This is a genomic window from Asanoa ferruginea, assembly GCF_003387075.1.
Lineage (GTDB): Bacteria > Actinomycetota > Actinomycetes > Mycobacteriales > Micromonosporaceae > Asanoa > Asanoa ferruginea.
Genome location: NZ_QUMQ01000001.1, coordinates 7,710,186 through 7,722,773 on the forward strand (window position 1 = coordinate 7,710,186; position 12,588 = coordinate 7,722,773).

A 12,588-nucleotide genomic window follows, 5' to 3' on the forward strand; every position below is an offset into this window, starting at 1 on the left:
AAGGGTCGTTCCGGATGACCGATCAGGCAGTCCGGGCCGCACTCGCGGCGGTCGACGTGGCCTACACCGAGCCGGTGCGGGCCCGGCGGCTCGCTGCCCGCGCGGTGGCCGACGCCGGCGACGACCCCGAGCCGGTCGCCATCGCCGAACGCGCGCTCGGGATGGCCCGCACCGCCACCGGCGACCTCGACGCCGCCGAGGCCCACTTCCGCGCGGCGATCGCCCACGCCGACCGGGCCGGCCTGCGTTTCCGGGCCGGCGAGGCGCGCGGCTCGATCGCCTACGTCCTGGCCCTGACCGGCCGCTCCGCCGAGGCACTGCGCGAGATCGACCTGGCCGAGCCGGCCCTGCACGGCGTGCCGCACGCCCGGCTGCTGATGCAACGGGCCCTCGTGCACACCGAGGCGGGCCGGTTCGCCGCCGCCGCTGACGGCTACGGCGCGGCGCTCGCCGCCCTCGCGCGGGCCGGCGGCGACGCGGTGCTGGAGGGCGACATCCGCAACAACCGCAGCACCGCCCGGATCCGGCTGCGCGACTGGCCGGGCGCGGAAGACGATCTCGCCCGGGCGGAGGCGGCCTACGACGCGGCCGGCCATCTCGGCAAGACCGCTCCGATCTACCACAACCGCGGGCTCGCCGCGGCGGCCCGCGGTGACGTGCCGGCGGCGCTCGCGGCGTTCGACGAGGCGGCCGACCGTTACCGCCGCTCCGGCCGCGACCCCAACCAGCTTCCCGCCGACCGGGCCGAGGTGCTGCTGTCGGTGCTGCTGGTGTCGGAGGCCCGCCGCGCCGCCGAAGACGCCGTCGTCCACTATGCCGCCCAGCGCAACGCGATCGACCTGGTGCAGGCCCGCGTCGTGCTGGCCCGGGCGGCGCTGCTGTCCGGCGACCGGCACACCGCGGTGGCCGAGGCGCTGCTGGCGAAGCGCGCCGCCCAGCGGCAGCAACGCCCGGCCTGGGCCGCCCTGGCCGGCTACCTGGCGTTCCGGGCCGCACCGGCCACTCCGGACATCCGGGCGGGCCGCCGGGTGGCGGTGGCGCTCGTCGCCGCCGGCTGGCTGGTCGAGGCCGTCGACGCGCGCCTGGTGGTCGCGCGGGCCGCCCTCGACCAGGGCCGGCCGGCGGTCGCGCGGCGCGAGTTGGCAGCCGTGCGCGGCCTCACCGCGGGCGTGGCCGGCCGGCACCGCACCGCCGAGTTGCGCGCCCGCGTCCACCACGCGCAGGCGTTGCTGCACCTGGCCGAGGGCGACCCGGCCGGCGCCGAACGCTCGTTGCGCGCGGGGCTGCGGGCGCTCGACGAGTTCCGGGCCAACCTCGGGGCGACCGAGTTGCGCGTGCACGCCTCCGGGCACGGCGGGGAGTTGGCAGACCTGGGCGTCCGGCTCGCTTTCGCGCGCGGCGACGCCAGGGCGGTGCTCGGCTGGACCGAACGCTCCCGCGCCCGCGCGGCCGTGCTCCCCCCGGCCCGCCCGTCCGACGACGACGCCTTCGCCCGCGACCTGGCCGAACTGCGGCAGGCGGTGGCCGACCACGCGGCCGCCGTGGCCGGCGGCGACGACCCCGCGCCGCTGCTCCGCCGCCAGGCCACGTTGGAGGATTCGGTGCGGCGGCGGGCCCGGCGGGCCGGCGGCACGACCTGGATCGGCACCCACGAGCCGGTCCGGCTGTCGGCCCTGCGCGCGGCCCTGGGCCCGGCGACGCTGGTGGAATACCTGGCCCTCGACGGCGTCCTGCACGCGGCCGTGGTCACCGGCGGCCGGGTGACGCTGCACCGGCTGGGCGCGGTCGCCGAGGCCGAAAACCATCTCGCGGCGCTGCGGCACGGGCTGCGCCGCCTCGCGCACTCCAGCCGGACCGCCGCGGCCGCCGCCACCCTCGTCGAGCACAAGGCCAAGCAGCTCGACGCGCTGCTGTTGCATCCGTTGCGGCTCGACGGCCCGCTGGTCATCGTGCCCACCGGCACGCTGCACGCCCTGCCGTGGCCGGCCCTGCCGTCGTTGACCGGTCGCCCGGTCTGCGTCGCGCCGTCGGCCACCCTCTGGCACCGCGCGGCGACCGCTGCGCCCGCCGCGACAGCGGGGCCGGCGGTGTTCGTGGCCGGTCCGGGCCTGCCGCACGCGACGGCCGAGGTGACCGCCCTCGCGCGGGCCACACCGGGCGCGCGGCGGTTCACCCGGCAGTCCTCCGATGTGGAGTCGGTGCTCGGGGCGCTCGACGGTGCCGGGCTGGCGCACCTGGCCGCACATGGGTCGTTCCGCGCCGACAACCCGCTGTTCTCGGCACTGCGCCTGATCGACGGACCATTGACGGTGTACGACCTGGAGCGGCTGCGCCGCCCACCGCGGCACGTCGTGCTGTCCGCCTGCGACTCGGGCCTACAGGCGATCCGGCCCGGCGACGAGCTGCTCGGCCTGGCGGCGGCGCTGCTCGGGATGGGCGCCACGTCGCTGGTCGCGGCCGTCGTGCCGGTCCCCGACGAGGCGACCCGGCCGTTGATGCTGCGGATGCACCGCCACCTGCGGGCCGGCGCCAGACCGGCCGAGGCCCTGGCGCGCGCGCAGCAGGAACTCGTCCCGGGCGACCCGGCCGCGGTCGGCTTCGTCTGCTACGGCGCGGGTTAGGCCAGGTCGGCCGGCCGCAACCGGAAGACCTGGAGGCGCAGGTCGTAATACTTCTCGGTTTCGCCGACCCACTCCATGCCTATGCGGCGGGCGGTCGCCTGCGCACGGCTGTTCGCCGGCCGGGCGACCGCGAGGATCTCGTCGTATCCCTCGTCGAACGCCCAGCGGGCGACCGCACGTCCCGCTTCGACGGCGTACCCCCGGCCCCAGACGTCGGGGTGCAACTGCCAACCCATCTCGAGGTCTTCGCCGCGGGGCGGCAGCGGCAGCAGCACGGCCCCGCCGACCAGGCGATGATCGTCGGTCTGCTCGATCGCCCACCGACCGGCGGGCGAGGTCAACCGCGCGTCCTCGCCGATCCACTGCTGGAGGACCAGCCGCATCGCGTCGGCATCGGCGACGGTGTCCATGGCCGGGCTCAGCCACCGGGCGACATTCGACGCGCCATAGACGGGCAGCGCGGAATCGGCGTCGTCGACCCGCCACGGTCGCAGGGTCAGGCGTTCGGTCTTCAACTCACTCGCCACCCGTCCCACTCTAGGCCGACGGCCGGCCGAACCACCGCCGCAGAGCGGGCTCCAAGGCGCCGTCATCGGGTGAGCCCGCCCACGCGACGTACCCGTCCGGGCGGATCAGCATTGCTTCTGGGTCGCCCGTCGGGACGGTGACCACGCGGTCTTCCCAGCCCGGACACTTGGCCCCAAAGAGCATCGGCTTGGCGGTGTGTGTCGCATCGATCTCCGGTGACCAGCGACCGACCAGCGGGTGCGTCTGGCCACCGCCCATGTCGTAGCGGGTGTCCAGGGAGTAGAGCAGTCCGGCGAGGCGGCGGGTCGTCGCGGCGTCCTGGAGCAACTCAGCGAAAACCGTGCGGAGCGAGGCGACCCGCTCGTCCGGCAGCGCGAGGGCGCCCTGGGCCCGGGTGTGCAGCAGCACCCGGGCACCCTCGGCGTGCCGCTCGGTGTGATAGCTGTCCAGCAGGCCCTCCGGCGCCCAGCCGTGTAGCTCGGCGGCCAGCTTCCAACCGAGGTTGAAGGCGTCCAACAGGCCGGTGTTGAGCCCGGGCCCGCCGGCCGGCAGGTGGATGTGTGCCGCGTCGCCGGCGAGCAGCACCCGGCCCGCGCGATAACGGTCGGCCTGCCGGGTCGCGTCGGTGAACCGCGACATCCAGCGGGTGCCGGTGATCGGCAGTCGCACGCCGGTCGCCCGCTGGACGCTGCCCTGTAGCTCTTCCACGGTCATCGGCGCGTCGCGATCGAAGCCGGCCGGATAGGGCTCGTTGGTGATCACCCGGAAGTATCCGTCGCGCAGCGGGACGACGCCGCTGATGAAGTAGGGCAGCCGCTCGCCCGTTGGCAGGTCGAGGTGGCCCTCGCCGGCCACGCCCGCCGGCACGGTGAAGTCGGCCAGGCGCAGCAGGCGTGCGGGTGCGATGCCCGGGAAGCCGATGCCAGCCAGCTTGCGCACCGTGCTGGACCCGCCATCGCAGCCGACCACGTATCTGGCCCGCACGGGCTGACCGTGCACGGTGAGCGTCACGCCGTCCGGGTCCTGCTCCAGGCCGTCAACTGCCTGGCCGCGGCGAATCTCCACGCCGAGTTCGAGAGCCCGGGCCAGCAGGATCTCCTCGGTCTGCGCCTGGGGCAGGAAGATCCCGCGTACGCCGAGGTCGCCGACGACCGCGAGGTCGAGCGGCAGCATGGAGAAGTGGGCGAAGACCGGAGGGCCCACGGCCGGGAACCGCTCCAGGAGGCCGCGCCGTTCGAGCAGGTCGACCGAACGCCCGACCAGCGCGAGGGCCTTCGACAGGCCGGTGGGTTCGGGCAGGCGTTCCAGAACAATCGGGTGTACGCCGGCCAGGGCGAGCTCGCTGGCCAGCACCAGGCCGGTGGGCCCGGCCCCGACGATCACCACGTCGTTGGTCATCGCACATCTCCCCCTCGAGGGTCGGGTAGGCCCGCTGCCACCTGCTGGACGGCAGCGCCGACCAGGTCGGCCAGGCTGGGCGCAGGATCGTCGCTGGTGAGCCAGAAGCCGACGGCCACGCGGGTCGCGGCGATCAGCGCGCCGGCGACCAGCCGCGGATAGAGGTCGCGTTCCGGATCGGTGCCGGTCCGCTGCGCGATCGCGGCCGCCACCACCGGCTCGACGGCACGGTGCAGGTCGGGAGCCGCGGCCGAGGCGGCCACGTTCGCGCGGGTGATGTCGGTGGCGCCCGCGAACTGGGCGATCGACACCTCGCGCAGGGCCGCCCAGATGGGCTCCGCGGGCGGCCGGGCCAGCAGGGCCGCCGCGAACTGGGCCGCCCGGCCGGCGCCGACCGCGAGGATGATCTCCGCCTTCGACGCGAAGTAGTTGCTGACCGTCCGCGCGGAGACGCCGGCCGCCGCGGCGATGTCTTCCATCCGCACGTTGTCGGGGCCCAGCTCGGCGCCGAGCCGGCGGGCGGCTTCGATGAGTGCGGCCCGGGTCGCCTGCTTCTTGCGCTCCCGCAGTCCCTGCTCGGTCATGTCCCCAGCGTGGCAGAAATTGCAGAGCACTGCAATATTTCAGTGGCCGGCAATATTCTGGTGGCACTAAGCTGGAGATCGAAGAAACGCGACGTTCCCTAGAGGTGGGCATGACGGCGACCCGCAGGCACGGCAAGGAACTTGTCAGCGCAATCCACGAGGCGGTCCTCGCGGAGGTCGCCGAGCACGGCTACGCCGGCACCACCTACGAGGGGGTCGCGACCCGGGCGGGAACCAGCAAACCCGTCCTCTACCGGCGCTGGCCCAGCAAGGCCCGCATGGTCCTGGACGCCTTTCTCGAGGCCCGGCCCGGCCTGACGGTCCCGCGCGACACCGGAAGCCTGTCCGGTGACCTCAAGGCCTTCCTGCGCAACGCACAGTCCATGATGGAGCGTGCCGGCCGGCAGACGCTGCTGAGCCTGCTGGCCGAGCTCGACCCGTCCGCGGGCGAGGCCGTCCGCGAACTGCTGTTCGCCCGCGGAGCCGACATCCTCGGACCGCTGCTCGACCGGGCCCGGCGGCGCGGCGAACTCGGCGACGCCCCGTTGCCGCTCGGCATCGCCGCGCCGGCCCTGGATCTGGTGCGGCACGAGGTGCTCATCGTCGGTGCGCTGACCGACGCGAAGCTCGACATCATCGTCGACGAGATCGCGGTGCCCTTGCTCACTGCCCGCAGCCGGGCACACTGACCTCCCCCTAAGATACTCTGCGTATCTAGGCGGAAGGTAGTGAGCACATGGCGTTGTTCGCCGCGGGGGGCCCGGCCCCCACCCAGCACAGCACGGCCAGGAAGATCGCGGTGACCGTCGGCGGCCTGCTGGTCCTCATGGTGATCTTGCTGTCGGCCTTCGCCCTCCCAGGCGTCAACACGGCCGTCAAGGACCTGCCCATCGCCGTCTCCGGCGACGGGTTGGCGCCGACCCAGGTGACCGCGACGCTCGCGAAGGCGGATGCCGGGGCCTTCGACGTCAGCATGGTCGCCTCGGAACAGGCGGCACAGCAGGAGATTCTCAACCGCGACGTGTACGGCGCGTTGATCGTCGACACCGACGGCCTGACCCTGGACACCGCGTCAGCCGCCAGCGCGACGGTCGCCACCGCCCTCGTGCCGCTGGCGCAACAACTCGGCTCGACCCTGAACCTGCCGGTGACGGTGCACGACATCCGGCCGCTCACCAGTGACGATCCCAAGGGAATGGGGCTCACGGCCGGCGCGCTGCCGATCGCCCTGGGCGGCTGGCTCGCCGCGATGGGCATCATCGCCCTGATCGTGGGCGCGTGGCACCGGCTGATCGCGGCCGCCGTGTTCTCCATCGGCGGTGGCTTCGCGCTCACCGGCGCGCTCTTCGCCATCGGCACCTTCGACACCAACTACTGGGCCACGTCGGCCGCCGCCATGCTCGGGATCGCCGGCACCTGCTACTTCGTGCTGGGCTTCGAACGGCTGCTGCGCGGCCGGGGCATCGGCATCGCGGCGGTGGTGCTGATCCTGCTCGGCAACCCGTTGTCGGGGCTGGCCAGCGCGCCGGAGATGCTCCCGCACCCCTGGGGCGCGCTCGGCCAGCTCCTGCCGCCCGGCGCGACCGGCACCCTGCTGCGCAACGTCTCCTTCTTCGACGGGGCCGCCATCACCCAACCCATCGTCGTGCTCGTCGCCTGGGCGATCCTGGGCCTGACCGCCTACGCCGTCGCCGGCCGGCGCCACCAGCCGCGCCATGCGTTCGACATCCACATGGACGCCGCCACCGCCGCTACGGGATGACGTCGAAGCGGTCGACGAGCAGGTAGGTGCCCGATCGCTTGACGCCGCGCAGCGTGTGCGAACCCGAGGACAGGCCGCGGACCGAGTAGATGACCTGTTGGGTCTGGCGGGTGGCGCTGGTGGTGTCCACTGTGGCCCGCAGGACGTTGTCGACGTAGACGTCGACCAGGCCCTGGTCGGAATAGCGCTCCGACAAATAGTCGATGCCCGTCCCGGTGAACGTGTAGCTGAACGAGCCACCGTTGGTGGTCGTGTAGTGCACGTCGTCGTTGTAGTCACCGAGGCCGCGGCCGCTGCTGACCGACCAGCCGCTGCTGTAGGTGGCCACGCTGTCGTTCAACCGCACCGCCGAGCCGCCCGACGGATAGAGCTGCGTGCGGGGCACGATCTGGACGGGCGTGTTGGGGCTGCTCCAGATGAGCTTCAGATAGGCCTCGCCGCCCTGCTCGGTCTGTTCGAGCCGGATGTCGTGGCGGCCGGCCGTCAGGGTCACGCTGCCCTGGTCGACGGCCGGACCGTGTGGCGTCGCGTGGTCGATGACGAGTTGCCCGTCGATCCACAGCCGGACCGTGTCATCGGAGACGGTGGTGAACGTGTAGCGCTCGGAGTAGCGCGGCTCGATGGAGCCGGTCCAGCGGCTGGCGAAGTTGTCGGTGCCGATCGACGGGGCCGGCGAGCCGCTGAACTTCCAGGCGTAGTTGACGGTCGGGTCCGTGCGGGTGACGGCAGGCGTACCCGTGAAGGTGGTGTTGTTCCAGAACTCGGCCTTGAGCCCTGAACCGGTGCCGACCGTGGCCGGTGCGGGCGGGGTGATGTCGGCCTCGATGACGGTGGCGATCGCGTTGGTGGCGCCACCGCTGGGCAGGAAGTCGTAGCCGTCGCCAGCGGCGCGCACCGTCACCGCTGACGCGCTGCCGAGCACCCGGGCGCCGGTGACCATGAAGGGCGACAGCCGGCTGAGGTGCAGGGTGCTGGCCCAGTTGTTGACGACCAGATAGAGCTTGTTGCCCTTGCGGGTGACCCGGCCCCAGGCGGGCTGGCTGACCAGTCCCGTGTAGCCCGCGCCGGAGATGGCGGTGCCGTTGGCGGTCATCCAGGTGCCCATGCCGTTCAGCGCGCCGGACTGCCCGGCCGTGACCGCTCCGGTGTCGGTGGGGCCGATGTTGAGCAGGAGGTTGGCGCCGTTGCTGGTCAACTGGGCCAGGTCGCGCACCAGTTCGGTCGGCGACTTGAAACTGGTGTCCCAGGCCGCGTACCCCCAGGTGTTGTTGATGGTCAGGCACGTCTCCTGAAGTTGCGCCGACGGCGGTGACCCGGCGAGGGCCTGCTCAGGGGTGCCGTAGTCGCCGTCGACGGGGCGACGCTTGCCGATCCGGTTGTTGGTCACGATCTGCGGCGAGATGCTGCGGACGTAGCGCTCCAGGTCTTCGCCGTTCTGCTCCGACCACGGGTTGGTGGGGTTGGTCTCGGTCCATTCGCCGTCGAACCACAGCAGCGCGGGATCGTAGTTGGTCACCAATTCCTGGAGCTGCGCCTTCATCTTGGTGACGTAGGCCGGGAAGTTGGCCGTGAAATCGGGCTCGTGCCAGTCCCAGATCGAGTAGTAGAAGCCGAGTTTGATGCCGTTGGCGGTCGCGGCGTCCTTGAGCTCGCGCAGGAGGTCGCGGGAGAAGCCCGACTGGTCGCGCAGGTTCCACCGGTTGACCTTGGTCGGCCACATGGCAAAGCCGTCGTGGTGCTTGGCCGTGATGACGATGTATTTCTGGCCGGCCTGCTTGGCGAGCTGCACGATCGCGTTGGCGTCGAACGAGGCGGGGTTGAAGGTGGCGGCCTTGGCCTCGTATTCGCTCCACGGGATGTTGCACTCCCGCTTGATCCACTCGGCGCCGCGGCAGGTGCCGTATTGGCCGCGCCACGCGGAGTAGGTGCCGAAGTGGATGAACATGCCGAACCGCGCCTCGTCGAACCAGCGGGTGCGCGACCCGCTCAGCGCGTCGTCGACCGCGTAGTTGTCCCCCTGCGCGGCGGCGACCGGCCCCGCCGGGATGACGGCCGTCGCCGCCAGCGCGAGGAGCAACGACAGACCGATCCGGAGCGTTGACCGCATGGCGCTCTCCTCCGCGTACACCGAGGGATCTAAGTCGCTCGATTTTCGCGAGAGGTCGGATGTTCTGTCAATGGCTGGTCCGTTTGGTCCGAATCCACCGTGGCGGATGCGGCCCAGAGATGGGACCTAATCCTTCGCGCGCCCCTCCAGCTGCTGGAGCTGGCTCACCACGTGCGTCCCGAGCGCGGCCCGGTATTGGCGCTCCAACGAGTCGAGATCGCTGATCTCCTGAAGCAGCGCGTCGCGGCTGGCGGCGATGTCGGCGATCGCTTCCTGGTGTCGCTTGCGAGCGTCGCGTTCGAGCGCTTCGGAGCTGGCCAGCGCCTCCTCGGTGATCCGCTGCGCGGTCGAGCGGGCGTCGGCCAGCAGGGCGTTGGCCTCGCGGCGGGCATCGCCGAGGTGCTGGTCGGCGGTGCGCTCGGCCATCGTCAGCACCCGCGACACCTGGTCGTCGGCCGCCATGGCGCCGTTGCGGGTGCGCGACTGCTCGAGCTGACCCCGCATCTCGTGGGCGGCCTGCTCGGCCATCGCCTTGTCGTGCCGGACGCGGTCGAGCTGCGCGGAGAGCATGTCCAGCTCGGCAGACATCCGCGGGTCGGCGGACGGCCGCTGGTCGGCGGCGGGACCGCCGCGCGCGACCCGGCCACGGAGCTGGTGGTTCTCCTCGATCAGCCCGACCAGGGCCTGCTCGAGGTCGTCCAGGAAGGCGTCGACTTCTTCCTCGTCGTAACCCCGTTTGCCGATCGAGGTCTTCTTGAAGGCCATGTTGTGGACGTCGGCGGGGGTGAGCGGCATCGAGGCTCCTTGGGTCAGTGCGGCTGACAGTAGCAAGCCCACTTGGGTGTGTCGGACCTCTCCGACCCCGACGCCGCGTCTCGGTCATGCTTGGACCCGAGCCAGGCGCGGATGGACGCCGGGACGACCGACGACGAAACACGCGTGGCTGATGAAACCCGGGCGTAACCCCCTCTTCGACGAGCTGAAGTCCGTGCACGCCATGCTCCGGCGCGACCTCGCGACGGTCCGGAAGCTGGCCGACGCCGCGGCCGGCGGCGCACCGGCCCGCGACGTGCGGTCGGGCCTGACCAAGCTGAAGTCCAACGGGCCGCTGTTCCAGTTGCGGGTCAACTGCCTGAGCTACTGCCAAACGGTGCACGGCCACCACCACAACGAGGACGAGGGCCTGTTCCCGGCGGTCGTGCGGGCGGCGCCCCACCTGCGCGGGACGGTGGCGAAGCTCAAGGCCGACCACCGCCTGGTAGCCGACCTGCTAGACCAGGTCGAGGGCGCCGCACGCCAACTCGGCGGCAACGATATGGCGCCGAGGCGCAAGCTGGTCGAGGCGTTGCGGGCGCTGTCAGACCACCTACTCGAACACCTGGCGTTCGAGGAAGCCGAACTCAAACCGGTGCTGGCCACCTGGACGCGCTGGCCCGGCCGCCGCTGAGGTCCATCGTGGACTAGGTCCCGGACCGCCACTCGCCGAGGGTGTCCAGGCGGCGGCGCTGTTGCTGGGCGGCGCCGTGGTCGAGGCCGGCGCCGCGCTGCTCGAGGTTGGCGATCACGCGTTCCCGGTGTTCGACCGGCTTCTGGTCGTCGTATTTGAACTTCGCCTGCGCCTCCAGCACCGCGAGTCGCACCCCGCGGATGCCCGGCAGCATCGGACCGTAGGGCGCGGCCTCAGGCGTCGCCGGCGCGTGGCCGCCCTCCGGTTGGAGATCGGCCAACTGGGCGGCGAGGATCTCGGCCTTGCCCGCCGGGTCGTCGATCACCGTCGGCCGGCAGACGAACTGCACCGAGCTGTAGTAGCTCGTCGGCACGCCCTCCTCCGCGGGTACGCCCGCCTTGGCCCGCCAGTAGCCGGGCACGAAGGCGTAGTCGCCCACGACAGCCAGGCGCACCCGCTCCGCCGCCGCCAGGTGGGGCCACACCGGGTTGGGGCGGGCCAGGTGGATCAGCAACTCGTCGCCCGCGACGGTGAAGTGGAGCGGCAGCGCCAGCGGCGCCTCGGCCGGGTCGAGGTTGTTGACCACGAGCAGCCCGAAGCGGTCGGTGCCGGCCAGCCAGGCTTGCCATTCGGCCGGGTCGAGGGCGGCGTCCCACGGGTGGATGAACATGTAGCAGTCAATAGCACGTACGGGATCACGCTCTCTAGCGGTTTGTTTTGACTGGATCAGCCACAATCCCGGTGGCGCGGGCGAAAGCGCCGAGCGTGAGCGGGCTCGAATAGCGCACCTTGCCGGCGAATCGGGCGGCTTTTTGAATAGACCAGCCTTAATAGCGCGGCAAATTCGCGCTAAGTGTGCCGCAGTATTGACTGCTATCGGCAAACGCCCCGATACTCGGTGCCACCTCAGCGGAAGAAGGTGTGATGTCGTCTCCCGTTCCGTCCGCGCAGCGCTCGGCCAACCGTGGCCGGGTGGTCCGCGCGCTGCGGGAACGCGGGGCGCTGAGCCGGCGCGCGCTGGCCGAGATCGGCCTGTCGCGCTCCACCGTCAAGAGCGTCATCGAGGAGCTGCTCGACGACGGCACGATCATGGAGGTGTCCGACGCCGATCGGCGGGCGGGCACCGGGCGGCCACCCACGCTCGTCGGGCTCAAGGGCGATCTCGGCGTGGCGGTGGGCATCGAGATCGCCAACGGGGCCATCCGGGCGGCCGTCTGTGACACCGCCCAGCAACTGCTGCTGCACGACGCGGTGCCGATGGACGACCACACCCCTCCGGAGGCCACCCTCAAGACCGCGGGCACCCTGGTCGGGCACATGCTCGACCGGCTCGGGCTCGGCAAAGACCGGGTGCTCGGCGTCGGCGTCGCGATGCCGGGGCCGATCCAGCGCAACACCGGCGTCAACGGCCGGGCGACGACGCTCAAGCCGTGGGTCAACGTCAACCCCTACGCGACCGCCTCCCACGCCCTGCGACTGCCGCTCGTGGTCGGCAACGACGCCAACTTCGCGGCGCTCGCGGAGACCACCTGGGGTGTCGCGCGCGGCATGCGGGACATCGCCTACGTCTACACCGCGTCGGGCATCGGGGTCGGGTTCATCCTCGGCGGCTCCCTCTACGTGGGCGCCAACGGCACCGCGGGCGAGCTCGGCCACACCACGATCGACGAGAACGGTGAGGTCTGCCAGTGCGGCGGTCGCGGCTGCCTCAACACCCTCGCCAACGCCGACTCGATCACCCAGAAGCTGTGGCGCAGTCACCACGACCGGCTGTCCATCGCCGACGTGATCAAGATGGCTCAGATGGGCGACGTCGGCTGCCGGCGGGTGATCGCCGACGCCGGCCGGCACATCGGGCTGGCCGCCGCCAACATGTATAACCTGCTCGATCCGGAGCTGATCATTCTCGGCGGCAACCTCGCGCCGGCGGGCGAGATCCTCCTGGCCCCGTTGCGCGAATCGATGGCCCGGCGTGCGATCCACGCCGGGGAAGTGCTGCCTCCGGTCGTCGTCGGCGCGTTGGACGAACACACCGTGGTCGTCCTGGGCGCCGCGGCGGCGGTGCTGCGAGACGCCGAAAGGTTCCCGCTGCCCAACCACCACAGGTAATCCCAGAACGGCCAGGGCCGAAAGGCCCTGGC

Annotated in this window: 11 protein-coding genes; 5 read left to right on the top strand and 6 right to left on the bottom strand. The window is 71.9% G+C overall.

Going from position 1 to position 12,588, the window contains the following annotated elements; all coding sequences use genetic code 11:
• Positions 1-14: 14 nt before the first annotated feature.
• Complete coding sequence (locus tag DFJ67_RS36045; RefSeq protein ID WP_116073278.1) at positions 15-2,621, top strand: CHAT domain-containing protein; 2,607 nt, start codon at positions 15-17, stop codon at positions 2,619-2,621.
• On the opposite strand, the gene DFJ67_RS36050 is transcribed toward DFJ67_RS36045, so the two are convergent.
• Genes DFJ67_RS36050 through DFJ67_RS36060 form a run of 3 tightly spaced genes read right to left on the bottom strand, consistent with a single transcriptional unit; the run spans position 2,618 to position 5,131 of the window.
• Positions 2,618-3,148 carry a GNAT family N-acetyltransferase gene (locus DFJ67_RS36050; RefSeq protein ID WP_116077053.1) on the bottom strand — a complete coding sequence of 177 codons (531 nt, stop codon included), beginning with the start codon at positions 3,146-3,148 and terminating at the stop codon, positions 2,618-2,620. The genes DFJ67_RS36045 and DFJ67_RS36050 overlap by 4 nt on opposite strands.
• Positions 3,149-3,158: 10 nt before the next feature.
• Positions 3,159-4,547 (bottom strand): FAD-dependent monooxygenase, encoded by a 1,389-nt coding sequence (locus DFJ67_RS36055; RefSeq protein WP_116073280.1) that lies wholly within the window; start codon positions 4,545-4,547, stop codon positions 3,159-3,161.
• Positions 4,544-5,131: a TetR/AcrR family transcriptional regulator gene (locus DFJ67_RS36060; RefSeq protein ID WP_116073282.1), complete on the bottom strand. Its 588-nt coding sequence runs from the start codon at positions 5,129-5,131 to the stop codon at positions 4,544-4,546. Before DFJ67_RS36060 ends, DFJ67_RS36055 begins: the two co-directional genes overlap by 4 nt.
• A gap of 110 nt (positions 5,132-5,241) precedes the next feature.
• Here DFJ67_RS36060 and DFJ67_RS36065 point away from each other — a divergent pair, with 110 nt between their 5' ends.
• Together DFJ67_RS36065 and DFJ67_RS36070 are read left to right on the top strand one after the other, a co-directional pair.
• Entirely contained in the window at positions 5,242-5,820 is a 579-nt protein-coding gene (locus DFJ67_RS36065) for a TetR/AcrR family transcriptional regulator (protein ID WP_116073284.1), read from the top strand.
• 47 nt (positions 5,821-5,867) lie between these two features.
• The gene (locus DFJ67_RS36070) at positions 5,868-6,893 is read left to right on the top strand and encodes a hypothetical protein (RefSeq protein ID WP_116073286.1); all 1,026 of its coding nucleotides are present in this window, start codon (positions 5,868-5,870) and stop codon (positions 6,891-6,893) included.
• Here the strand turns inward: DFJ67_RS36070 and DFJ67_RS36075 are convergent.
• Both DFJ67_RS36075 and DFJ67_RS43475 read right to left on the bottom strand, forming a co-directional pair.
• Positions 6,883-9,000, bottom strand: coding sequence for an alpha-L-fucosidase (locus tag DFJ67_RS36075; RefSeq protein WP_116077055.1), 2,118 nt, complete (start codon positions 8,998-9,000; stop codon positions 6,883-6,885). The two genes, DFJ67_RS36070 and DFJ67_RS36075, sit on opposite strands and share 11 nt — an antisense overlap.
• 126 nt (positions 9,001-9,126) lie before the next feature.
• Positions 9,127-9,795 carry a DivIVA domain-containing protein gene (locus tag DFJ67_RS43475; protein ID WP_116073288.1) on the bottom strand — a complete coding sequence of 223 codons (669 nt, stop codon included), beginning with the start codon at positions 9,793-9,795 and terminating at the stop codon, positions 9,127-9,129.
• Between the two features lie 151 nt (positions 9,796-9,946).
• On the opposite strand from DFJ67_RS43475, the gene DFJ67_RS36085 reads away from it, so the two are divergent.
• Positions 9,947-10,447 (top strand): hemerythrin domain-containing protein, encoded by a 501-nt coding sequence (locus DFJ67_RS36085; RefSeq protein ID WP_170216138.1) that lies wholly within the window; start codon positions 9,947-9,949, stop codon positions 10,445-10,447.
• Positions 10,448-10,460: 13 nt separating this feature from the next.
• On the opposite strand, the gene DFJ67_RS36090 is transcribed toward DFJ67_RS36085, so the two are convergent.
• On the bottom strand, positions 10,461-11,117 hold the full coding sequence (locus DFJ67_RS36090) for an FMN-binding negative transcriptional regulator (RefSeq protein WP_116073290.1): 657 nt from the start codon (positions 11,115-11,117) through the stop codon (positions 10,461-10,463).
• Between the two features lie 254 nt (positions 11,118-11,371).
• On the opposite strand from DFJ67_RS36090, the gene DFJ67_RS36095 reads away from it, so the two are divergent.
• Entirely contained in the window at positions 11,372-12,556 is a 1,185-nt protein-coding gene (locus DFJ67_RS36095) for an ROK family transcriptional regulator (RefSeq protein ID WP_116073292.1), read from the top strand.
• The last annotated feature ends 32 nt before the right edge of the window (positions 12,557-12,588 follow it).